Origin of the sequence: Massilia atriviolacea (assembly GCF_003953935.1) — a bacterium.
In the GTDB taxonomy this organism is placed as follows: Bacteria; Pseudomonadota; Gammaproteobacteria; order Burkholderiales; family Burkholderiaceae_D; genus Telluria_A; species Telluria_A atriviolacea.
The window spans coordinates 112,959-136,681 of sequence record NZ_RXLQ01000017.1 but is presented as its reverse complement, the minus strand read 5'-3'; the positions used below and the strand labels follow the sequence as shown (position 1 = coordinate 136,681).

The 23,723-nt window shown below is 67.3% G+C and carries 17 protein-coding genes; 12 read left to right on the top strand and 5 right to left on the bottom strand.

The annotated features are described in order from the left end of the window. Positions 1 to 479: 479 nt before the first annotated feature. Positions 480 to 3,146 carry a sensor domain-containing diguanylate cyclase gene (locus EJB06_RS25600; protein WP_164558040.1) on the bottom strand — a complete coding sequence of 889 codons (2,667 nt, stop codon included), beginning with the start codon at positions 3,144 to 3,146 and terminating at the stop codon, positions 480 to 482. A 296-nt stretch (positions 3,147 to 3,442) separates the two neighbouring features. On the opposite strand from EJB06_RS25600, the gene EJB06_RS25595 reads away from it, so the two are divergent. From EJB06_RS25595 to EJB06_RS25575, 5 genes are all read left to right on the top strand, one after another. Next, positions 3,443 to 3,709 carry a hypothetical protein gene (locus EJB06_RS25595; protein ID WP_126076855.1) on the top strand — a complete coding sequence of 89 codons (267 nt, stop codon included), beginning with the start codon at positions 3,443 to 3,445 and terminating at the stop codon, positions 3,707 to 3,709. After that, positions 3,702 to 4,004 carry a hypothetical protein gene (locus EJB06_RS25590; RefSeq protein ID WP_126076854.1) on the top strand — a complete coding sequence of 101 codons (303 nt, stop codon included), beginning with the start codon at positions 3,702 to 3,704 and terminating at the stop codon, positions 4,002 to 4,004. The genes EJB06_RS25595 and EJB06_RS25590 overlap by 8 nt, the downstream gene beginning before the upstream one ends. After that, entirely contained in the window at positions 4,001 to 5,662 is a 1,662-nt protein-coding gene (locus tag EJB06_RS25585; protein ID WP_126076853.1) for a PepSY-associated TM helix domain-containing protein, read from the top strand. Before EJB06_RS25590 ends, EJB06_RS25585 begins: the two co-directional genes overlap by 4 nt. Continuing rightward, complete coding sequence (locus EJB06_RS25580; RefSeq protein WP_126076852.1) at positions 5,662 to 7,800, top strand: TonB-dependent receptor; 2,139 nt, start codon at positions 5,662 to 5,664, stop codon at positions 7,798 to 7,800. The genes EJB06_RS25585 and EJB06_RS25580 overlap by 1 nt, the downstream gene beginning before the upstream one ends. A 334-nt stretch (positions 7,801 to 8,134) precedes the next feature. Further along, positions 8,135 to 11,443, top strand: a complete 3,309-nt coding sequence (locus EJB06_RS25575; protein WP_126076851.1) for an amidohydrolase family protein — start codon at positions 8,135 to 8,137, stop codon at positions 11,441 to 11,443. 7 nt (positions 11,444 to 11,450) lie between these two features. Here the strand turns inward: EJB06_RS25575 and EJB06_RS25570 are convergent, their stop codons facing one another. Beyond that, on the bottom strand, positions 11,451 to 11,816 hold the full coding sequence (locus EJB06_RS25570) for a hypothetical protein (protein WP_126076850.1): 366 nt from the start codon (positions 11,814 to 11,816) through the stop codon (positions 11,451 to 11,453). A 222-nt stretch (positions 11,817 to 12,038) separates the two neighbouring features. Here EJB06_RS25570 and EJB06_RS25565 point away from each other — a divergent pair, with 222 nt between their 5' ends. The 6 genes from EJB06_RS25565 (at position 12,039) to EJB06_RS25540 (ending at position 17,844) form a co-directional block, all read left to right on the top strand. Then, complete coding sequence (locus tag EJB06_RS25565; RefSeq protein WP_126076849.1) at positions 12,039 to 12,269, top strand: hypothetical protein; 231 nt, start codon at positions 12,039 to 12,041, stop codon at positions 12,267 to 12,269. Positions 12,270 to 12,401: 132 nt separating this feature from the next. Continuing rightward, a complete protein-coding gene (locus tag EJB06_RS25560; protein ID WP_126076848.1) occupies positions 12,402 to 12,956 on the top strand; it encodes a (2Fe-2S)-binding protein in 555 nt (184 codons plus the stop codon). Further along, a complete protein-coding gene (locus tag EJB06_RS25555; RefSeq protein ID WP_126076847.1) occupies positions 12,953 to 13,981 on the top strand; it encodes an FAD binding domain-containing protein in 1,029 nt (342 codons plus the stop codon). Before EJB06_RS25560 ends, EJB06_RS25555 begins: the two co-directional genes overlap by 4 nt. Before the next feature lie 65 nt (positions 13,982 to 14,046). After that, positions 14,047 to 16,260, top strand: coding sequence for a xanthine dehydrogenase family protein molybdopterin-binding subunit (locus EJB06_RS25550; protein ID WP_198420919.1), 2,214 nt, complete (start codon positions 14,047 to 14,049; stop codon positions 16,258 to 16,260). 97 nt (positions 16,261 to 16,357) lie between these two features. After that, positions 16,358 to 17,206, top strand: a complete 849-nt coding sequence (locus EJB06_RS25545; RefSeq protein WP_229427287.1) for a universal stress protein — start codon at positions 16,358 to 16,360, stop codon at positions 17,204 to 17,206. A gap of 194 nt (positions 17,207 to 17,400) precedes the next feature. Next, positions 17,401 to 17,844, top strand: coding sequence for an Hsp20/alpha crystallin family protein (locus EJB06_RS25540; protein WP_126076844.1), 444 nt, complete (start codon positions 17,401 to 17,403; stop codon positions 17,842 to 17,844). 94 nt (positions 17,845 to 17,938) lie between these two features. Here the strand turns inward: EJB06_RS25540 and EJB06_RS25535 are convergent, their stop codons facing one another. Both EJB06_RS25535 and EJB06_RS25530 read right to left on the bottom strand, forming a co-directional pair. Then, entirely contained in the window at positions 17,939 to 18,256 is a 318-nt protein-coding gene (locus tag EJB06_RS25535) for a hypothetical protein (RefSeq protein WP_126076843.1), read from the bottom strand. 110 nt (positions 18,257 to 18,366) lie between these two features. After that, on the bottom strand, positions 18,367 to 19,794 hold the full coding sequence (locus tag EJB06_RS25530) for an RtcB family protein (RefSeq protein ID WP_126076842.1): 1,428 nt from the start codon (positions 19,792 to 19,794) through the stop codon (positions 18,367 to 18,369). Positions 19,795 to 20,046: 252 nt separating this feature from the next. On the opposite strand from EJB06_RS25530, the gene EJB06_RS25525 reads away from it, so the two are divergent. Then, a complete protein-coding gene (locus EJB06_RS25525; RefSeq protein WP_126076841.1) occupies positions 20,047 to 21,126 on the top strand; it encodes an ABC transporter substrate-binding protein in 1,080 nt (359 codons plus the stop codon). Here the strand turns inward: EJB06_RS25525 and cphA are convergent. Then, on the bottom strand, positions 21,094 to 23,718 hold the full coding sequence (cphA, locus tag EJB06_RS25520; RefSeq protein ID WP_126076840.1) for a cyanophycin synthetase: 2,625 nt from the start codon (positions 23,716 to 23,718) through the stop codon (positions 21,094 to 21,096). The two genes, EJB06_RS25525 and cphA, sit on opposite strands and share 33 nt — an antisense overlap. Between the last annotated feature and the right edge of the window lie 5 nt (positions 23,719 to 23,723).

The window sequence follows — 23,723 nt, the reverse complement described above, 5'->3', positions numbered from 1 at the left end:
TTCTAAGATTCTTAGTTTCTCAACTGCAATAGCCTTGTTACCGGGAAGCAGAATAAGACTTGGTATGATTTGTGTCAATTACTTTTGGACATATTTAATACACTTATCAGACAGTTTTGCGCTAGGAAATATTCTTTCTACAGCATAGGGCAGCTGGCGATAAGCACGTATTCCGGTTGGGTAAATACAACAAATAATGATTATTCATATATCATATAAGCGATATTGATGACAGATCGCCACCAACTGGCCGACGTTGCAATATCTCGCCACGCCCGGATGACGCTGCCGAATACTCCCGATTATTCAGCGGCGCGGCCGGAACGAATATGCACGCCGAATAACTGGCAGCTCCGGCAATGGTTTCCTAAGGGAAATTTGTGTCTTCATATGTATAAAACGGCGACAAATGCTTTTAAGCGAAACAGCGCCATTTCCTGCATAAAAGACGGCTTTCCGGATGAATCAAGCAACGGCGCTCATTGCCCCGCCGCCGCCACCCAGAACTGGTTGCGTCCGGCCTCCTTGGCCTGGTACAGGGCCGCATCGGCCTGTTGCGACAAGGCGCGCGCGTCCATGCCGGCGCTGTCGGTCCAGGCGATGCCGATGCTGGCCGAGACCTGGCGCGCCATCTCGCCGACCGACACCAGCGGCCGCATCGCCTCGACGATCTTGGCGCCGATCCGGGCGCATTCCTCGGGCGAGCGCACCGCTTCGAGGATGATCGTGAATTCGTCGCCGGCCAGGCGCGAGACGGTGTCGGTCTTGCGCACCGTGCGCAGCAAACGGCGGGCGAACTCGCGCAGGACCTCGTCGCCGCCGGCGTGGCCGAGGGTATCGTTGATCTGCTTGAAGCGGTCCAGGTCGAGGAATGCCAGCGCCATCCCGGCCCGGTTGCGCGCGCTGCGGCCCAGCGCCGCTTCCAGTTCGGCTTCGTAGCTGCGCCGGTTCGGCAGGCCGGTCAGGGTATCGGTGTGGGCCAGGGTTTTCAGGTTCGCTTCGTGGCGGCGCGCCGCCGTCACGTCGGTCGAGAGCAGGTAGGCGCCCAGCACCGCGCCGTCGCGCAGGTGCGGAATGTAGACCGACTGCAGGATGCGCGTCTCGCCCGCATGCGTCACTTCCAGTTCCAGCTGCACCGTGTGGCCTTCCAGGCAGCGGCGCAGCTGCTGTTCGCGCTTGCCGCGGAAGTGCGCGGGGAAGATCTCGGCCACGGTCTTGCCCACCATGGCGGCCGGATCGACCCCGTACCACTGCTTGTACATGGCGTTGGCGAAGCGGTAGCGCAGGTCGGTGTCGAGGTAGGAAATCAGCGCCGGCAGGTTGTCGGTGACGGTGCGCAGGCGCTCTTCGCTGTCGCGCTGGCGGATTTCGCTGCGCTTGCGCGCGGTGATGTCGAAGGCCATCGCGTAGAAGCCGTTGACCGAGCCGGCCGCGTCGATGTCGGGAATGTAGGAGGCGTGGTAATGCGAGCTGCGTCCTTCGACCGTGATTTCGTCTTCGAACGAGACGCGCTTGCCCTCCAGCGCCAGTTTCATGAACTGGCCGACTTTGTCGAATTCCTGCGCGCTGTAGGCCTGGCGCACCGGCTGGCCGATCAGCTGGGCCTTGTCGCGCCCGTAAAAGCGCAGCGCCAGCGAATTGAGGTAGCTGAAGTTGCCCGCCTTGTCGACCTGGCCGATCAGGGCCGGCAGGTTTTCGGTGATCGCGCGCAGGCGCTGTTCGTTGACCCTGAGCCTGCGCTGCGATTCGTTCAGTTCCGTGATGTCCTTCATCGCCACCACCGCGCCCATGGCTTCGCCGTTCGGGCCGATCATGCGGCGCCCGCTGGCCAGCACATAGCGGCGCGCGCGGTCGATGGGCGCGATCTGCATGGCGCAATCGCGGATCGTCTCGCCGTGCAGGGCGCGCAGCAGCGGCACCTCGCTCTGGTCCATCAGGTGCGCGCCGTCGGCCGAATACAGGCTGTAATGCGCGGCCCAGTCGCCGCTCGGCAGCGCTTGCGGCGGCAGGCCGTGGAATTCGCGCGCGGCGCGGTTGAACAGGGTCAGCTCGCCATCGGCCGAGCAGGCCACCACGCCGACGTCGAGCGTCTCGAGCACGGTGTCGAGCAGTTGCTGCTTCTGCTGCAGGGCCAGCCTGGCGCGGTTGCGCTCGGACACGTCGTGCAGGAAGGCGCCGAAAAACAGTTCGCCGCCAACGTGGAAGGCGTTGATCGTCATCTCGACCGTGATGTCGCCCTGGTCCCTGGTGCAGGCCGGCATTTCGATGCGCGTATTGATCACGTTGCCGGTGCCCTGGCGGGCGAAGCGCTGCATGCCGGCGCGGTGGGCGGCGTGGTAGCTCTCGGGGATGATCAGGGTGGCCAGTTCGCGGCCCAGGGCCTGCTCGCGGGTCCAGCCGAAGGTGCGTTCGGCCGAGGGGTTCCATTCCACCACCATGCCGGCGGCGTCGGTGCTGACGAAGGCGCTGAAGGAAGAGTCGATGAAGGTGCGGATGCGGTCCTCGTTGGCGCGCAGGCTCTCTTCGACCGTCAGGCGCTGGCCGATCTCGCGCTTGAGGGTTTCGTTGGCCTCGCGCAGGCAGCTGGTGCGCTCCTCGATGCGCTGTTCGAGTTCCTCGTTGAGCGCATGCAGGGCCTGTTCGGCGCGCACGCGGGCGGCGATCAGCGCGCCCTTGTTCAGTTCATCCTCGACCAGGGCGGCGAAGTCGCGCAGGCTCTGGCGCGCCGCCTCGTCGAAGCGGCGCGGCACGGTATCGATCACGCACAGGGTGCCGACCGCCTCGCCGTCGTGCGAGAACACCGGCTGCCCGGCATAGAAGCGGATGTCGGGCGCGCCGGTAACCAGCGGATTGCCCGCAAAGCGGGCATCGCGCAGCGCGTCTTCGACCACCAGCATCTCGCGCTGCGCCACCGCGTGCGTGCAGAACGAGATCGAGCGCGGCGTCTCGGTCGCGTCCAGGCCGACCCGCGACTTGAACCACTGGCGCTGCGCGTCGACCAGCGAGACCAGCGCGATCGGCACCGACAGCACGGCGGCGGCCAGGCGGGTGAGGCGGTCGAAGCGTTCTTCCTGCGGCGTGTCGAGCACGCTCAGGGCGCACAGGGCGCGCACACGCTTGAGGTCGTCGAAGAGAGAAAGTGCCATGTCCATGAGGCGTCCCGTCCTGACGCCAGGCGTCAGTATTTTGCAACAGTGCAAAGGATCGGCGGGAGCATGGCCGGGAAAATTCGGTGTCGATGTGGGTATCGATGTCGGCGAGCGGCGCGTTCGGGGCCGTCACCAGCCGCAACAAGGGCTGGAAACGACTATACCAAAATTTCCGTACGGAATCCATTATCTTCAAAAAGATATATTTTGCTCAACCGTCGTATTGAGAATCATTTACATTTGGAGTAAGATGCGGCCGTCTCCCCAGTCCCACGGGCGAGTTGAAAGCCGGTATGTCGTTTGCCCTTGCCCTGATATTCACGCTGCTCTCCGCAGCGGCCTGCAATGCCAGCACGCCAAGGGCCGAGCCACGCCTGGCGGCGGCGCTGGGATGGGTGCTCGGCGCGGCGCCGTTGTTGCTGGCGGTGCTGGCACTGGGCGCAAGCATGAGCACGTTCACGGCCATCCTGACCGTGCTGGCCGTGTGGATGATCGCCTTGCCGGCCATCGGCGTGCTGCGCGCCGTGCGCCGTGCGCGTGCGCGGAGGGCGCATGGCTAAGGACAGCGCGCGGCGCGACCTGGTCCTGCTGCACAACGGCCTGCTGGCCCTGGTGCTCGGCTATCCGCTGTCGATTGCCCTGAGCGGCGTGCTGAACGCGCTGATGCGCCTTGCCGGCGCCGGCCCGGTGGCCGGGCAATTGACGATGTGGGTGGTGTACCCGCTCTGGGCCTGCACGATCGCGCTGGTGTTCCTGCTGCCGAGCAAGCGCGCCTGCTGGCGCTGGCTGGCGCTGGCCAACGCGCTGGCCGCCGGCGCCTGCTGGTGCATCCTGCGGGCAGGGAGCGCCGCATGAAGGCCGAGATCGTGCGCACCTATAAAGTCGTCCATACCTGGGTCGGCATCCTGTCCGGCGTGATGCTGTTCATCGCCTTCTACGCTGGCGCCTTTACCATGTTCAAGCCCGAAATCGGCCGTTGGGCCGAGGCCGCGCCCAGCGCGCTGCAGGGCGCCAGCTCGCCCGTCGATCCGCTGGCCAAGGCCTTTTTCGCCACGCGCGACAAGGCTATCGGCAGCGCCGTGCTGGTGCTCGAGCGCCAACGGCCGGACCACGGCCGCATGCGCTACACCGACAGGCAGGGCGCGAGCTGGCAGGTGACGCTGGACGCCGGGGGCCGCCTGCGGACGGTGGCCGCCCAGACCGGCCCGGCCGGCCATTTTGTCGACGAAGTGCACCGCAACGGCGGCTTGCCGCTGGACGGCGCCGTGGCCGAGCCGATCATCGGCATGGTGGCGCTGCTGTATGCGCTGGCGCTCATCTCGGGCGTGGTGATCCTGCTGCCCTCGCTGGTCAAGGATTTGCTGGTGCTGCGCATCGGCGCCAACGTCAAGCGCTTCTGGCTCGACGCCCATAACCTGATCGGCATCACCAGCCTGCCGTTCCACCTGGCGATCGCCCTGACCACGGCCGGTTTTTGCCTGCACGACTGGGTCTACGAGACCCAGGACGCCACCATCCATGCGATCGGCAAGCCGGCCGGCGCGCCGGAGCGGGCCAGGGGCAAGGCCGCGCCGGACGCCAGCGCGGACTGGGTGGCGCCGTCGAGCCTGCTGGCCAGCGCGCGCGCGATCTCGGCCAGCTTCACGCCGACCGAACTGACGTATCGCGGCCTGAACGGACCCAAAGCGCAGGTGAACATGGGCGGCGAAGACTGGAGCGGCCACATGCGCGCCCCGCGCGCCGGCTTCATGAATTTCAACCCGGTCAACGGCCAGCTCAACAAGGGAATCAGCCTGCTGCCGCACCGGCAGAACAACTGGGAAGCGAGCCTGTCGGCCATTTTCGCGCTGCACTTCGGCAGCTTCGGCGGCACCCCGGTGCGCCTGGCCTACGTGGCGATGGGGCTGCTGGGCGCGATCCTGTTCTACACCGGCAACCTGCTGTGGATCGAAACCCGCCTGCGCAAGAACCGCCAGCTGTCCACGCCGCTGCCGCAGCCGCGCCACGTGCGCTGGGTGGCCGCGCTGACGGTCGGCCTGTGCCTGGGCGCCGTCAGCGGCCTGCCGCTGGGCCTGGTGGCGCTGCGCTGGCAGGCCGGCCTGGGGCTGGACCTGCCCGGCATCGGCCTGGCGGTCTTCAACACCGCGCTCGGCCTGGGCCTGCTGGCCGCCGTGCTCAAAGGCGCGGCCTGGGCCGGCTACCGGCTGACCTTCTGCGCCGCCGTGGCGACGCTGCTGGTCCCGCTCACCAGCGCGCTGGCGGGCCTGTTCCCCGGCCTGCCGGTCGGCAAACCGTATAGCCTCGACGTCCTGTGGATCGACGCCCTGTCGCTGCTCGGCGCCGCGGTGCTGCTGTGGATGGCGCTGCGGGTGCGCCGGCGCGCCCGGTCGGGCGAGCTGCACAGCGTCTGGCGCGAGCTGGACGCGGCCATGGCGCCGCTGCCATCGGCGCAAACACATTCCAGTCGAATCTCTTCTCACCAAACAGCATCTAACCAAATGGAGCAAATGTAATGCGAGTTGTCCCCGTGTGTGCTTTCCGTGCCATTCCCATGGCCTGCATGACCATGATCGCCACCCTGGCCCTGCCGGCCGTGGCGCAGACCCCGGTCGAAACCATGAAAGAAATCACCGTCAAGGCCGCCGCCGAAACGGCCGACAGCCTGCCGGCGGCCGCCGCCGGCGGCAAAGTGGCCAAGGGCGCCCGCCTGGGCGTGCTGGGCAATGTGAGCGTGATGGATACGCCGTTTAACATCACCGCCTATACCGCGCAAACCATCGCCGACCAGCAAGCCCAGACCATCGGCGCCGTGCTCAAGAACGACCCCTCGGTGCGCACCACCACCAACGAAGGCCACGTGGTCGAAAACTTCAATATCCGCGGTTTCGGCGTGAGCTCCGGCTCGCTGGCGATCAACGGCGCCTACGGCCTGGCTCCCGAGCAAAACACCCCGACCGAGATGTTCGAGCGCGTCGAAGTGCTGAAAGGCCCCGGCGCAATGATGATGGGCCTGCCGCCGGCGGGCGACGTGGGCGGCGCGATCAACCTGGTGCCGAAACGCGCCGGCGCCACCCCGCTGACGCGCGTGACGACCTCGGTATCGAGCAAATCGAACGTGGGCGTGCACGCCGACGTGGCGCGTCGCTTCGGCGAGGACCAAGCGCTGGGCGTGCGCGTCAACGGCGTGCTGTCCGGTGGCAAAACCTGGCTGGACCACCAGACCAAGCGCCGCGAAATCGGCCATGTGGCCGTGGACTACCAGGGCAAGGGCTGGAACGTCGAGATGGACGCCTACTCGCTGACCAACAAGGTGCGCAAGGGCGCCCCGATGCAGCCGATCATCACCGGCTGGACGTCGGTGCCGAAAGCGCCGCACGGCTCGACCAACTTCTTCTACGGCGACGATGTCTACAGCAATACCGAAACCGAGGGCCTGATCGTGCGCGGCCAGGTGGAGCTGGGCGCCGGCTGGAGCGCCTTCGCCTCGGCCGGCACGGCCACCCACTCGTATGACGGCTTCATCTTCGGCACGCGTCCGGTGTTGCCCGTGTCGGGCGGCACGAGCGGAAAGGCCACCGGCACGGCTTACAACTCGTGGGGCGAGTACGAGACAACGACCTTCGAGGCGGGCGTGCGCGGCCAGTTCAACACCGGCAACATCGCGCACAAGGTCACCGTGGCGGCCAACGTCATGAATTACGAAGGCGGCGGGCGCGCCAACGGCACGGCGGCAATCAACAGCAACATCTACAACCCGAGCCCGATCGTCATGCCGGCCGCGAAAGATGGCTCGACCTACAACCCGCTCAACGACGACGTGATGACGGCGCTGAGCGCGGTCGATTCGGTCTGGTTCGCCGACGGCAAGCTGCAACTGACCGTCGGCGTGCGCGCCCAGAAGGTCAACCAGAAGCTGAGCAAGTACGAAGAAACGGCAGTCACGCCGCTGGCCGGCGTGGTCGCCAAGCCGTGGGGCGAGAACGTGTCGCTGTACGCCAACTACGTGGAAGGCCTGAGCGCCGGCACCACGGTCAAGGCGCCGTATGCCAACGAAGGCGAGACCTTCAAGCCGTACAAGTCGAAGCAGATCGAGGCCGGCGTCAAGTGGAACATGAACACGCTGACGCAGACCCTGAGCGTGTTCCAGATCAGCAAACCGGCGCTGATCGAAACGAATAACCGCATGAGCACCGACGGCGAGCAGCGCAACCGCGGCGTCGAGTGGAATGTGTTCGGCAAGGCCGGCAAGGATATCACCTTGCTGGGCGGCGTGGCCTACACCAAGGCCGAGCAGACCAAGACCGCCAAGGGCCTCAACCAGGGCAAGGCGCAGCTGGGCGTGCCGCGCCTGACGGCCAATATCGGCCTCGACTACGCGCTGGCGGCGCTGCCGGGGATGGAGCTGAGCTCGCGCATCAACTACACCGGCTCGCAGTGGCTGGCAGGCGACAACAGCCTGAAGCTGGGTTCGTGGACCACGCTCGACCTGGGCGCGAAATACGCGACCCGCTTCGGCGCCATGCCGGTGGTGCTGCGCGCCTACGTGACCAATGTGGCCGACAAGGAGTATTTCGAGAGCGCCTGGGGAGCGGGACGTCTGAACCTGGGCGCGCCGCGCGCGGTCAGGCTGTCGGCGGCGTTCGATTTCTAAGCCGATGCCGATGGCGCGCCTGGCGACAGGCGTGCCCGATCCGAAAGCCCGCCCGATGGCGGGCTTTTTTCTGCCGGACAGGGATTGTCGGCGCCCTGTCGCTTGCGTCAGGTGTGGCGCCAAGCGGTTCGACGCGGCAGCCGGACAGCGCGCTGTGCCGATTCCCGACCCGAACCTGCATCGTATTCGCTGCCTGTCGCATCCCTGCGTCTTTACGATGCGGCTTGCCCCGGCCAGCGTTTGCCCGCAGCCCCGCCGCAGCGTAGAATCGGTTGCCCACCGGCAGCGCCAACAGTGCCGCCGACCTCGACAACTCCTACACCATAAGAGCCCCATGCACGCACTTCGCGCCACCGCCCTGGCCGCCATCCTGGCCTCATCCGTCACAGTTGCCTGCAGCGCCAGCGCCGCCGACGACAGCGCCGCCGACAAGAAAAAATGGGATGTCAACCATCCCCCCGGCGCAGCCGGCACCGTCAAGATCGACACCACCACCGGCACCTGGATGAGCGTCGACGTCAGCCCGGACGGCAGGCAGATCGTGTTCGACCTGCTGGGCGACTTGTACCTGCTGCCGATCGCCGGTGGCGAAGCCAGGCCGCTGACCCATTCCATGGCCTGGGAAATGCAGGCGCGCTTTTCGCCCGACGGCAAGCAGCTGGCATATATGTCGGACGCGGCCGGCGGCGACAATATCTGGATCATGAATGTCGACGGCAGCGGCGCGCGCGAAGTGAGCAAGGAAAAATTCCGCCTGCTGAACAACCCGGTGTGGCACCCGAACGGCAAGTTCATCGCCGCGCGCAAGCACTATTCCGGCACCCGCTCGCTCGGGTCCGGCGAAATCTGGATGTTCCATACCCAGGGCGGCGGGGTGCAGCTCAACGAAAAGCCGAACTGGCAAAAGGACCTGGGCGAACCGGCGTTTTCGCCGGACGGCCGCTACATCTACTACTCGCAGGACACCACCGCCGGCACCGTCTTCGAGTACAACAAGAATTCCAACGCGCAGATCTACCAGATCTTCCGGCGCGACCTGAAGGAAGAGAAGACCAAGCCGTTTGTCAGCGGCCCCGGCGGCGCGGTGCGTCCGACCCCGTCGCCGGACGGCAAATACCTGGCCTTCGTGCGGCGCGTGCGCAACCAGTCGACCCTGTTTATCAAGGATCTTGCCACCGGCATCGAAACGCCGGCCTGGAGCGGCCTCGAACGCGACCTGCAGGAAGCCTGGGCCGTCCACGGCGTGTATCCGGCATTCAGCTGGATGCCGGGCAGCAAAGAAATCGTGGTCTGGGCCAAGGGCAAGATCTGGCGCGTCGATCCCTTCGCCAAATCGGCCAGGGAAATCCCGTTCCATGTGAAGCACACGCGCGAGGTGCGCGAGGCGCTGCGCTTCCCGCACGAGGTCGCACCGGACCGGTTCGACGTGCGCCAGCTGCGCTGGGTCAACGTCGCGCCCCAGGGCAACAAGGTCGTCTATTCGGCGCTCGGCCACCTGTATGTGCGCGACCTGCCCAATGGCGAGCCGCGCCGCCTGACGCGCCAGAGCGGCCACTTCGAATACTTCCCCAAGTTCTCGCGCGACGGCCAGCGTGTCGTGTTCGCCACCTGGGATGACGACAAACTCGGCACCATCCGCACCATCGACCTGAACAGCGGCAAGGAAACCATCCTGACCAGCGCCCCCGGCAAATACCTCGAGCCGGCTTTTTCGCCCGACGGCAAGGACGTGGTCTACGTCAAGGGCCAGGGCCGCGTCGTGCTCAGCCCGTGGCACGGCCTGGAGACGGGCGTCTACAAGGTCGCCAGCGACGGCAAGGGCAAGCCGCAGCTGGTCACCGACGACGGCCGCGCGCCGCAGTATGGCGCCGACAGCAACCATCTGTACGTGACGCGCACGGCCAGCGCCAGCGAAGTCGACAGCACCACCTCGCTGGTGCGCATCCGCCTCGACAGGCACGAAGAACACGCCATCGCCAAGGGCGAGTTCGTCACCAGCTTCAGCCTGTCGCCGGACGGCGCCTGGCTGGCCTACGGCGAGCGCTTCCACACCTGGGTGGCGCCGCTGCCGATGGCCGGCAAGGTCATCGCCATCGGCGAAAAAACCGAGGCCCTGCCGGTGCGCCAGCTCGACGCCGACGCCGGCGATTACCTGCACTGGTCGGGCGACAGCGGCGCGCTGCATTACGCGCTGGGCGACCAGCTGTTCACGCGCGAGCTCAAGAACGCCTTCGCGCCGGCCGACCCGGACGCCAAGAAGGAAAAGCTGCGCTTGAGCGCGCTGGCGGCCCAGCCGGGCGTGAAGATCGGCTTCCGCGCCCAGTCAAGCGCGCCGCGCGCCACGGTGGTCATCGACGGCGCGCGCATCGTCACGATGAAGGGCGACGAAGTGATCGAAAACGGCCGCATCGTCATCAAGGACAAGCGCATCGCCGCCATCGGCAAGGCGGCCGACATCGCCGTGCCGGCCGGCGCCACGCGCATCGACGCCACCGGCAAGAGCGTCATTCCCGGCCTGGTCGACGCGCACTGGCACGGCACCATGGGCGAGGACGGCATCGTGCCGCAGCAAAGCTGGGTCGATTACGCGGGCCTGGCCTTCGGGGTGACCACCGTGCACGATCCCTCCAACGACACCGGCACCATCTTCACCCACAGCGAACTGCAGCGCACCGGCCAGGTGGTCGGCCCGCGCATCTATTCGACCGGGACCATCCTGTACGGCGCCAAGGGCAATTTTGCCGCGCCGGTCGACAGCCTGGACGACGCGCTCACCCACGTGCGGCGCCTGAAGGAGGGCGGGGCGATCAGCGTCAAGAGCTACAACCAGCCGCGCCGCGAACAGCGCCAGCAGATCCTGGAAGCGGCGCGCCAGACCGGCATGATGGTGGTGCCCGAAGGCGGCTCGCTGTTCCAGCACAATATGACGATGGTGGTCGACGGCCACACCGGCGTCGAACACGCGATTCCGGTGGAAGACGCCTACGACGACGTCAAGCAGCTCTGGTCGCAGACCAAGGTAGGCTATACGCCGACCCTGGTGGTGTCCTACGGCGGCCTCGATGGCGAGCATTACTGGTACGCGCGCACCGACGTCTGGCGCCATCCGATCCTGTCGCGCTACGTGCCGCGCGCGGTGCTGGAACCGCGCAGTATCCGGCGCGAGACCGCCCCCGAAGAAGACTTCAACGTGCACCGCGTGGCGCGCACCGCCACCGCCCTGCAGCGCGTGGGGGTGCCGGTCAATATCGGCGCGCACGGCCAGCGCGAAGGGCTGGGCGCGCACTGGGAAATGTGGTCGCTGGTGCAGGGCGGCATGACGCCGCTCGAAGCGATCCGTTCGGCCACGCTCAACGGCGCGCGCTATCTGGGACTGGACAAGGACGTCGGCTCGCTCGAAGTGGGCAAACTGGCCGACCTGTCGATCATCGACGGCGATGTGGTCAAGGATATCCGCACCTCGGACCGCCTGACGCATGTGATGATCGGCGGTCGCCTGTACGAGACGGCGACCATGAACGAGGTCGGCGCCACGCCGAAGGCGCGCAAGCCCTTCTTCTTCGAGGGCGTGAACGGGGCCAGTGCGCCGGTGGAGTCGGTCAGCCACAGCCACGGGCACGGCGGCGGCCAGGAGCGCCACTGACGGCGGTCTAGCCGTTGCGCCCGGGCTGCGACGCGTAGCCCGAGGTGGCGCCGCCATACGGCGCCTCTTCCAGGTCGCCGATCCAGGGCGGACAGGCATTCGACAGGCAGCGCTGTTCGCCGGTGCCTGCCGCGGGCGGCTTGAGCATTTCCTTGTGCACCTGCGCGATCGCCGTGCGCAGCAGCACTTCGGCCAGCGCGGGCGAGGGCGGATGCGCGTCCGGCCCGCCGCTGAGGGTGAACGAAAACAGCATCCGCGCCGGCCCGCACTCGGCCGTGATTTCCACCACCCCCAGCCCGGCTCCGCCAAATTCCACCGCACCAATCGCCCTGCCGATTCGCTGCGACACGAAGTGGCGTTCATAGCGTTCCATCCTGTCTCCCCGCTGACCAAAAGTCGTGAATTTATCACCGATGCATGTAACGCGCCCACACACTTCAGACACAGTCGAGTAATCATCAGTGCGAATGATAAATTGATTTTTGGTGTAAATTTCTGATTGGAAAATCGCTCATAGCGAAGCGCTATTTGTGAAGGCGATAAATCTCGGCTATTGTAAAAAAGGGTAGTTACCCCGACCTGAAAGGCGCACCCCTTGAATGTTCCCGAACGTCGCCAATGCGACAACAGCGCTTTGTCGCTGCTGGTCGATCTGGGCGTCACCTACGACCGTACCCTGAGCCGCCAGGTGGCGCTGGCCTATTTCCGCGCGTCCGACATTCCGCCGGCCGTGGTCGAGCGGGTCTTGCAGGGCGCGGCGACGCGGCGCCTGACCGATTGGGAGCAGTTCCATCTCAACAACAGCGGCAAGGGCGCCTGCGCTTGAGCCTGCGTGCGGGTTTGTGACCTGGGCGACACACAATCCTGTGACCGATGGTGGGGAAGGGTTCGTTCCCTAACAGAGAAGAACGTGCTGTTTGGATAAAGTTAACTCCCACACAAGCCGAGTCGACCATCCATGGACCCCCACACACACGCCGCGCACGCGCCGGCCGCCACCACCTATCCGATCAGCCTGCGCATCAATGGCGAGCAACACCTGCTCGAGGTCGAAGCCTGGGTCACCCTGCTCGACCTGCTGCGCGAGCGCAGCGGCCTGACCGGCACCAAGAAGGGCTGCGACCACGGCCAGTGCGGCGCCTGCACGGTGCTGGCCGGCGGCAAGCGCATCAATGCCTGCCTGACCCTGGCGGTAATGCAGAACGGCAAGGAGATCGTCACCGTCGAAGGCCTGGCCGACGGCGCCACGCTGCACCCGCTGCAACAGGCCTTCATCGACCACGACGCCTTCCAGTGCGGTTACTGCACGCCCGGGCAACTCTGTTCGGCCATCGGCCTGATGCGCGAAGGCGAAGCCCGCAGCGTGGCCGAGGTGCGCGAGCTGATGAGCGGAAACGTCTGCCGCTGCGGCGCCTATCCGCAGATCGTGGCCGCCGTCACCGAGGTGATGGGCCTGGCCGAGCGCAAGGACGATCCCGGCCGCCCCTACCTTCCCGGCACGGTGCCCGCATGAACCCGGTCGCCTACCACGCGCCGCAGGCAAGCGGCGACGCGCTGCGCCAGGGGGCCGGCGCCGGCGCCGCCTTCATCGCGGGCGGCACCAACCTGCTCGACCTGATGAAAGAGGGCGTCATGCGCCCGCGTACGCTGGTCGACATCAACAGTCTGCCGCTGGACGCCATCGGGCTCACGGCGCAGGGCGGCCTGCTGCTCGGCGCCACCGCGCGCAATGCCGATACCGCCTACCACCCGCTGGTGCGCAGCGCTTATCCGCTGCTGTCGGCGGCGATCCTGGCCGGCGCCTCGCCCCAGATCCGCAATATGGCGACCGACGGCGGCAACCTGCTGCAACGCACGCGCTGCCACTATTTTTACGATACCGCCGTGCCCTGCAACAAGCGCTTGCCGGGCAGCGGCTGTTCCGCCATCGGCGGCCTGACGCGCCAGCACGCCATCCTCGGCGCCAGCGAACATTGCATCGCGACCCATCCGTCCGACATGTGCGTGGCGCTGGCGGCGCTGGACGCGGTGGTGCACGTCAGCGCGCGGGACGGCGAACGCCGGATCGGCTTCGCCGACTTCCACCGCCTGCCGGGCGAGCATCCCGAACGCGACAACACCTTGCTGCCCGGTGAGCTGATCACGGCCATCGAACTGCCGCCGGGCGCGCCGTTTGCCGCCCACTCGGCCTACCTCAAGCTGCGCGACCGCGCCTCGTACGCGTTTGCGCTGGTATCGGTCGCCGCCGCGCTCGACATCGGGCCGGACGGCATCGTACGCGCCGCCCGCGTTGCGCTCGGCGGCGTGGCCCACAAGCCGTGGCGCGTGCCGGCCGCCGAGGCGCTGCTGGTCGGCCGCAGCGCCGCCGGCGCCGCCTTCGAGGCCTGCGCCGACCTGCTGCTGGCCGGCGCGCGCGGCCAGGGACAGAACGACTTCAAGATTCCGATGGCGCGCCGCGCGCTCGTGCGCGCGCTCGAACAGGCCGCCGCCGGCACCATCGACAATATGCACGCACCGGACGCCAGGGAGACACTGTGACCGATCTCATAGCCGAATTACGCACCCCGGTCGCCGACCAAGGCGCCGGCCCTGTCACCATCGGCATGGCCGTCTCGCGCGTCGACGGCCGCGACAAGGTCACCGGCCAGGCGCGCTACGCCGCCGAACACCCGGCCGAGGGCCTGCTGTACGGCGTGGTGGTCAGCGGCAGCGTCACCAAAGGGCGGATCGCCGCGATCGATGCCGCCGACGCGCTGGCCTTGCCCGGCGTGGTCGAAGTGATCACGCACGAGAACCGGCCGCGCCTGCGCTCCTTCGACCTGTTCTACAAGGACATGACGGCGCCCGGCGGCTCGCCTTTCCGCCCGCTCTACGACGACAAGATCCACAGCAGCGGCCAGCCGGTCGCGCTGGTGGTGGCCGAGACGTTCGAAGCGGCGCGCCATGGCGCCTCGCTGCTGCGGGTCGCCTACGAGGTCGACCAGCACCAGACCAGCCTGCTGGAGAACATGGAACGCAGCCACAAGCCGAGCCGCCTGAAAGCCGGCTACACGCCGCCGCCGGAACCGAAAGGCTACGCCGACGACATGTGGGACAAGGCCGTGGTGCGCATGCAAGCCGAGTATTACAGCGGCGTCGAGCACCACAACCCGCTCGAAATGTTCGCCTCCACCGTGGTGCGCGGCGCGGACGGCCACCTGACCATCTACGACAAGACCCAGAGTTCGCAGAACAGCCGCTGGTACGTCTCGCACGTGTTCGGCCTGTCCAAGGACAAGGTCACGGTGCGCAATCCCTACGTGGGCGGGGCGTTCGGCTCCGGCCTGCGCCCGCAGTACCAGCTGGCGCTGGCGGTGATGGCCGCGCTCAAGCTGGAACGCTCGGTGCGGGTGGTGCTGACGCGCCAGCAGATGTTCACCTTCGGGCACCGGCCCGAGACGATCCAGCGCGTGCGCCTGGCCGCGCGTCCGGACGGCACCCTGAGCGCCATCATCCACGAAGCGCTGGCCGAAACCTCGCGCAACGAAGACTACGTGGAAGCGGTGGTCAACTGGTCGGGCCAGCTGTACGCCTGCGAGCATATCCGCCTCGGTTACAAGCTGGTGGCGCTGGACCGCTTCAGCCCGATCGACATGCGCGCCCCCGGCGCGGCGCACGGCGTGCACGCGCTCGAAGTGGCGATGGACGAACTGTCGTACGAACTGAAGATGGACCCGCTGGCGCTGCGCCTGAAGAACTACGCCGACCTCGATCCGACCGACGGCCTGCCGTATTCGACCAAGGAGCTGCGCGCCTGCTACGAGCAGGGCGCGGCGCGCTTCGGCTGGGAGCGGCGTCCGCTTGCGGCGCGCGCCATGCGCGACGGCCACGAATTGATCGGCTGGGGCATGGCGACCGGCATGTGGGACGCGATGCAGATGTTCGCGCGCGCCAGCGCCGTGCTGCACGCCGACGGCAGCCTGGTGGTCAGCAGCGCGGCCACCGACATCGGCACCGGCACCTACACGGCCATGTGCATCATCGCCGCCGACGCCATGGGCCTGCCGCTGGAAAGGGTGCGCTTCCAGCTGGGCGACTCGACCCTGCCGGTGGCGCCCGTCGAAGGCGGCTCCTCGCACGTGGCCACGGTCGGTTCGGCCGTGCAGGGCGTGTGCGAGAAGCTGCAGAAGCGCCTGTTCAAGCTGGCCCGCAAGATGCCGGGTTCTCCCTTCGCCGACGCCCGATTCGACGCTGCCGAATTTGCCGGGGGCGCCCTGCGCCTGCGCGCGCAGCCGGCGCAGGCCGTGTCCCTGCAGGCGATCCTGGCCTTCGACGGCGCCGAGCGGCTGGAAGAAAAATACATGATGCTGCCGAATGTGCTCAAGCAGCAGAAGTACCTGCGCGCCACCCATTCGGCCGTATTCGTCGAGGTGCGCGTCGACGAAGCCTTCGGCACGGTGCGCGTGACGCGCGTGGTCAGCGCCATTGCGGCCGGGCGCATCATCAACGCCAAGGCGGCGCGCAGCCAGATCGTGGGCGGCGTGGTGTGGGGCATCGGCCAGGCGCTGCACGAAGAAACCCTGTCCGACGACCGCCTCGGGCGCTTCATGAACCACAACCTGGGCGAATACCACGTGTCGGTCAACGCCGACATCCACGACATCGACGTGCTGTTCGTGGAAGAGGACGACCGCATCGTCAGCCGCCTCGGCGCCAAGGGCGTGGGCGAAATCGGCCAGGTGGGCGTGGCGGCGGCGGTCTGCAACGCGATCCACCACGCCACCGGGCGCCGTGTGCGCAGCACGCCGATGACGCCCGATAAGGTGATGGCTCCGTAGGGCCGCGCCGATTAGTTCGGATGCGCACCTTGATCCCGCTCAAACCCCTGCTTGTCCTGTGTCATACAGTGAAGGACAAGCAGGGGAGGTGAGCATCATGAACTACAAGACCATCGTCGTGCACGTCGCCGGCGACGCCAATGCCGGGGCGCGCTACGCGTTTGCGGGCGAACTGGCGCAGAGCGAAGGCGCCCATCTGATCGGGCTGGCCAGCAGCGACGTGGCGCGATTCCTGCGCGAGACGGTCGCCACCAACAGCCTGGCCCCATCGATTGCGCCCTTTCTCGACACCTTGCGCCAGCGCAGCGCGCAGGCGCTCGACGCGTTCGAGCGCGTCGCGGCCGGCTTTACCCTGCCCGGTTACGAGCGGCGCGCCGTCGACGAGGAAGCGCGCTTCAGCCTCGGCATGCTGGCGCGCTACGGCGACCTGTGCGTGCTGAGCCAGGCCGACGCCACCGAGGGCGCTTCCCTGCCGTCGCCGGGACTGGCGGCCGAGGTGGCGAAGAACAGCGGCGTTCCGGTGCTGCTGGTGCCGTGCGCGCAGGCGCCGGCCTGGCCGCTGCGGCGCATCCTGCTCGGCTGGAACGGCAGCCGCGAAGCGGCGCGCGCCATGCGCTTCGCCCTGCCGCTCCTGCGCCGCGCCGGCGCGGTCGATGTGGCGATCTTCGACGTCGATGCGCTGCAGTCCGGCGGCGGCCCCGAACTGCGCCCGGTCACGGCCGTCGGCCAGGCACTGGCGCGCCACGGCGTGCGCGCCGACCTGGTGCTGCGCGACGATGACGGCGGCGACGCCGGCGCGGCCTTGCTGGCGCTGGCCGCCGAACGCGGGGCCGACTTGCTGGTGATGGGCTGCTACGGCCACTCGCGCCTGCGCGAACTGCTGCTCGGCGGCGCCACCCGCACGGTCCTCAGGTCGATGACGCTGCCGGTCCTGATGGCGGCCTGATGGCGGCCTGATGGCGCGCCGGACGCGCGTCTTGCGCCGGCATGCATGCAATGCGCGATAAAGCGGCAGGGATTTGATCTGGCGCAGAAAGTCCGTCGATCGATCGCCTATGATCGACAACCTGACGTGGCCTGGCAGCCATCCAACCGCGGCCGCCACGCCGCAATCCCGTCAACCAACTGAAGGAGAAAGCGATGGCCAGCAATCTTACCCGTTTCGACCCCGTGGGCCCGGGCGCCCGCATGGATCCATTTCGCAGTTTCGACAGCCTGTTCGACGCCTTCGACCTGATGCGTCCTTTGCGCGCCTTCGACAGCGAACGGATCCGCATGGACGTCAGCGAGACCGACCAGGCTTTCGTGGTGCGCGCCGACATGCCGGGCGTGAAGAAGGAAGACGTCAAGGTCTCCGTCGACGGCAACGAAGTCACCATCAGCGCCGATGTCAGCGGCGAGCAGGAGCGCACGGAGGGCAGCAGCATGTGGCGCGAACGCTTCCATGGCCAGCAGTACCGCAGCTTCACGCTGCCGCAGAATGTGGACGAGGACAATGCCACCGCCACCTGCCGCGACGGCGTGCTCGAACTGACCTTGCCCAAGAAGCCGGGCGGCGGAGCCAGGCGCCTGACCGTGCAGTAAACCAGGGGGCGGCAGCCGGCGCTGCCGCCGTCAACGCCGGTTGTTCTTCAAGGACCGGGGCTGCACAGGCGCGCTCCGGTCTCGCCGGGGGAGGTCAACGCTCCTTGTTTTCGTCGCATTGCGTGTAGGCGGTCTCGCGGATCTCCTCGAAGGATTTGCCGATGCCGTGCACGAACACGGCATCGAGCATGGATTCGATCTCTGCGGCGGAATAGTCGCCGAAGCCGGGGCGGCTGAGCAGCGCGCGCGCTTCCTCGCGCGTGGCGCCTTTGTCGCGGTGGAGGGCAATGCCGGCGACGCTGCCGGCCTTCATGCCGCAATCGATGCTGCGGCGGTTTTCCTGGTACACCCTCGCGAACAGCACGCCGCAGACGATGATGGCAACGATGATCAAGGCGAGGACTAGTTTCACGGTCAATGTCATTTTTTATGCACTGGGCGCAGGCCAGTGTCGTTCTCTCTTGCGGGGATGTGGCGCCGGCGTGGGTGAGGTGCGGGCGCGGGAAGTCGCAGTGTAACAAATCATGCCTTGAACGTCAGCAGTGGAGAAAAGCGCGCAATCGGCCGCGCCAGGCCTTCTTCGACCTGGGAGGTGATGACCGGGCCGATCGGCTTGTATGCGCCGGGTGCTTCTTCGATGCGGCGCTCCTCGCGCAGCGTGATGCATTCGAAGGGCCGCTGCCCACCAGCCTTGTCGTCGTGCTTAGCCTTCCAGGCCATCTCCATGCGCGACACCGCCCGGCCCGCGCCATGGCTGGCCGAACTGGCCCAGCGTTCGTGTCCGAGTCCATCGAGCAGGTAGGAGTCGTCGCCCATCGAGCCCGGAATGAGCAGCGGCTGGCCGGCATGCGCGGGCGTGGCGCCCTTGCGGTGCACATTGCCGCCCGCTTCGCTGAGGACGATATTGTGCGGCACGTCGCACACCAGCGGCATCGACTGGTCGCCGAACACCTGGCGGACGCGCTGGCGCACCAGTTCCACGATCAGCGCGCGGTTGGCGTCGGCGTAATGGGCGGCGGCGTGCATCGCCGTCAGGTATTCGGCGGCGAGCGGACCGCACAAGCCGTACAGGCCGGACTCCGGATGCTTGACGCCGGCCGGCCATTCGGCCCTGGCGCGGTCCATCCAGCGCGTGCCGATGTAGGAACCGACGTCGCGCGAACCGCTATGCACCATCAGCGCCAGCTGGCCCGGACGTACGCCCAGTTCGAAAGCGCGGTGGCGGTCCAGCACCTGCGCCACATATTGAAACTCGCAGAAATGGTTGCCCGCGCCGAGCGTGGCCAGGCCCGGGTCGCGCAGCAGGCCGCGCCGGGTATCCTGCAGCGCTTCTGGCGCATACGCGGGATTGCCCCGGACCTGCGAGGCGGGGAACAGGCGCGCCGTCTCCGCCTGTACCTGGTCGAAGTCGACCTGCGCGAACACACCTTCGCGCGTGTCGCGCATGGCGCGCCAGAAGGCGCCCAGGCCGTCGGCGAACAGCGCCGTCATGGCCGCCGGCGTGGTCGGGACATTGCGGGCCGCTTGCAGCAGGTCGCCCTTGAGCAGCGCCACCAGGCGCTCCTTGTGCGCCAGGAAGCGCTCCAGCGGCACGTCGATCACGTGCAGGCGCATGCCGCAGTTGATGTCGCGCCCGATCGATTCGGGCACCACGAAGTCGTGGTTGGTGACCAGGATGCTGCCGACCGGGACCGGCGCGCCCGGATGGAAATCGGGCGTGGCGCAGGCGCGGCACACATGCCCGCCGTGCGGATGGACCATGCCGGCGAAGGCCAGCAGCTGGCTGACGGCCTTCGCTTCGAGCGGCAGGCTCTCGGGCAGCAGGATTTCGGCGCGCACGTCGGACCTCAAGGTCGATTGCACGCGCAGGATATTGCCTTCGCGTTCGGCGAAGATATGGTGGGAGGCGAGGGCTTTGGCCAGTCGTTTGGCCGATACGGTAGTGCTCATGTTGGCTGCTTTCTGTAGACGAAGAAAAACGCACCTTCGAAAAGGCGGTTTCTTCAGAGGCAGCAGCCAATACAACGAAGAACGCGCAGTGTAGCAGCAAAACGCCAGGGCGTGGTGTTTTAGATATGCTTGAGATGAAAATGGAATGATTGTTGCACCGCGTCATCACCCTGTCATACCTCGTGGTTACCATGCGGTTTTCATCCCCGAGAGTCAACCGTGAAGTCCTGTATCCGTGCCCTGTGGCTGGCCATGAGCGTTTGTGTAACCCTGCTGGCTCTGGCCGCCGGCGCCAGCGCGCAAATCGTGGTCGGCCACGCCATCGACCTGTCCGGCCCCAACGGCGCCATCGGCCGCGATTACGTGGCCGGCATCACCACTTATTTCGACAGCGTTAACGTCAAGGGCGGCATCAACGGCAAGAAGATCGTCTATACCGTGCGCGACGACCGCGGCGTGGCGGCCGAATCGGCCAGGCTGGCGAGCGGCCTGATCCAGCACGACCGGGTCAGCTACCTGCTCGGCGCCATCGGCCCCGAGTCGACCCAGGCCATCCTGGCCGCGCCGGCCTTTGCCGACTCGCGCCATGTGCTGTTTGCGCCGCTGACCGATTCGTTCGCCGCACCGCGCGGACGCGTGATTTTCTGGCGCCCGAGCATGGAGCGCGAGTGCCAGTTCATCCTGGCTTACTTCGACAAGCTGGGACTGAAAAAAGTCGGGATCGTCCTGCAGGACACCCCGCAGAACCGGAAAACCTACGAGATGGTGTCCGAAGAACTGCGCAAGCGCGGCATGACCCTGGCCGGCACGGTGCGGGTGTCGGCCAATATCGATGCCGACGCCAGGCAGTTAAGCGGGTCCGGCGCCAAGGTGGTGCTGATGATTGCCGATACCATCGGCGCTTCGCAGTTCCTCAAGGCCTTCCGCAAGCATGACGCCAGCACCTTCGTGGCCGGGACCTCGCTGATCAACCTGGCCACCCTGAGCGAAATCGCCGGCGCGCGCGCCACCGAGTGGACCGTGTTCTCGCAGGTGGTGCCGAACCCGGGCAGCACCGCATCGGTGCTGCAGTCCGAGCACATCGACATGATGAAGAAGTTCCGCGACGAGCCGGTATCGGCCATCACGCTCGAAGGCTTTGCGGTCGCCAAGACGCTGGTGAAGGTGATTCAGATGGAAGCGGCCGGCAAGGGCGGCTTGCAGACCATCGCCGCCAGTCGCACGCCGATCGATATCGGCGGCATGACGATCCAGCCGTCCGACCGCAAGAGCACCATGTCCGAGTTCGTGGACATCGCCTTATTCAAGCGCGATGGTAGCCTGATGTACTGACGGCGCGGCGGCCGGCGCGCCAACCCGCTGATCCACGTAGCGCGCCGTTTCGCGCAGGGCGGTGGCGGCCGACCCGCAGGCAAATACCAGCACGTCGCCCGGCCTGCAGCATGCCATCGCCGCCGCGAAGGCCTCGCTGACCGGCACGATGGCGTGCAGCAGGCGCTCTTCTTTGCCGGCGCGGCGCGCGCCATCGAGGATTTTTTCGGCTGTCTCGCCGCTGGCGCGCCCGCGCGGGTCGGCTTCGTACACGAACAGTTCGTCGAAACCGTCGGCGCAGGTGTGGCCGATGTCGAGCAGGTCGGCTTCGCGCCGGTCGCCCGGGCAGGTGAGCACCGCGATGCGCCGTGCGCCCGACAAGGACTGGGCCATCGATGCCATGGCCGCGTAGGCCGCCGGATTGTGCGCGTAGTCGACCACGATGGTCACGCCCTGCGCGCTGTAGATGTTCGAGCGCAGCGGATTGTTGCCGGCGTCCGAGACGAAGGTCGACAGCGCCGTGGCGATCTGCGCATGGGTAAAATCGGCCCCCATCAGCGCGGCCGATGCCGCCAGCGCGTTGGCGATGTTATAGCGCGCGTGGCCGTCCAGGCTGGACGGCATGCGTCCGGCGCGCAGCAGTTCCAGCCTGCGCGAGCCGTCGGCCAGGATCAGCGCATCGTCCTGGTAGTAGGCGGCGCGACCGCCGTTATCCAGGTGGCGCAGCAGCACCGGGTTGTCCGGCTCCATCGAAAAGAAGATCCGCTCCACCTCGGCCGAGACCTGGGCGCTCATCGCCACGCACAGGCGGTCGTCGGCGTTGAGCACCACCGCGCGCGAGGCGGCGCTGGCCACCACCGCTTTCACGCCCGCCAGTTCGGCCACGGTTTCCACGCCGTCCAGGCCCAGATGGTCGGCCGAGACGTTCAGCACCACCGCCACCGCGCAGCGGTCGAAGGCCAGGCCGCGTTTGAGGATACCGCCGCGCGCCGTTTCCAGCACCGCGATATCGACCGTCGGCGTGGCGAGCACGGTGCGCGCCGAATGGTAGCCGGCGCAGTCGCCCTCGATGATGCGGTGGCCGTCGATGAACACGCCTTCGGTGGTGGTCACTCCCGTGCACAGGCCGGCCAGGCGCGCGGCGTGGGCGATCATCAGCGAGGTGGTGGTCTTGCCGTTGGTGCCGGTCACTGCGATGACCGGAATGCGGCCGTCGCCCTGGCCGAACATGGCCAGGGCGATGGCGTCGCCGGCTTGGCGGGCCTGGCCCTGGCTCGGGTATTCGTGCATGCGGATGCCCGGTGCGGCATTGACTTCGATCACGGCGCCGCGCTGGGCGCGCAGGCACAGCCCGATGTCGCCGCAGATGACGTCGATCCCGGCCACGTCCAGGCCGATGATGCGCGCGGCGCGGATGCACATCTCGCGCGTGGACGGGTGGACCAGGTCGGTCACGTCTTCGGCGGTGCCGCCGGTGGACAGGTTGGCGTTCCCGCGCAGCCGCACTTCCAACCCGGCAGGGAGCACCGAATCGGGCGTGTAGCCCTGTTCCGCCAGCAGCGCCAGGGCCAGCTCGTCCAGGCGCAGGCGCGTGAGGATGTTGGCATGGCCGTCGCCGCGCGCCGGGTTGCGGTTTTCCAGTTCGACCAGCGCCCGCACGGTGGATGCGCCGTCGCCGGTAATGGCGGGCGGGCGGCGCAGCGAGGCGGCGGCCAGCCTGCCGCCGGTGACCAGCAGCCGGTAGTCGCGCCCGGCGATGAAGCGTTCGACGATGACGCGCCGCCCGAACTGGCGCGCGAAGTCGAAGGCGCTGCGCACGGCTTCCTGGTCGTGGCACTCGGTGGTGACGCCCTTGCCCTGGTTGGCGTCGAGCGGCTTGACGGTGACCGGGTAGCGCAGGCGCGCCGCCAGCGCCACCGCCTCGTCGGCCGTCGTCGCCACGTCGCCCTTGGGCACCGGGATGCCGCCTTGTTCCAGCAGGGTCTTGGTCAATTGCTTGTTGCTGGCGATGCCGACCGCGATGGTGGAGGTGGCGCCGGTCACGGTCGCCTGCAGGCGTTTCTGGCGGCTGCCCCAGCCCAGCTGGAACAGATTGGCTTCATCGGTCAGGCGCAGCACGGGAATCCCGCGCGCCCGGGCCGCATCGAGCACGGCCGCCGTGCTGGTGCCGACGGCGCCGCGCTCTGCCACCTCGCGCAGCGCATCGACGCGCTCGCTCCAATCGGGCGTGTCGGCGCGCGCCGCTGCCCGCACCATGTCCAGCGCCAGCGCCATGGCCTCGATGGCGACGGCTTCGCGCTGGTAGGCGACGACGATGCGCCAGCGCATGTTGCCGACGTTCCCGACATTGCCGACGTTGCCGATGCTGGCGGTGGCGGCGAAGCTGACCGGCGTGCCCGCCACGGCCTGCAGCTCCAGCGCCGCCAGCTCCACGGCGTGGGCGATGGTCGTGTAGCTGCGCCGTTGGGCCATGCCGGGCAATTGCGCCAGCAGCGCGCTGGCGAAGGCGGGGCCGATGGCCGGCATGTCGCCAATGTCGATGACGGTTTGCAGGCAGGTCAGGCGCGACCAGCGATTGGGGCCGCGCAGGACCCGCTGTTCGATGATATGCATAGTCT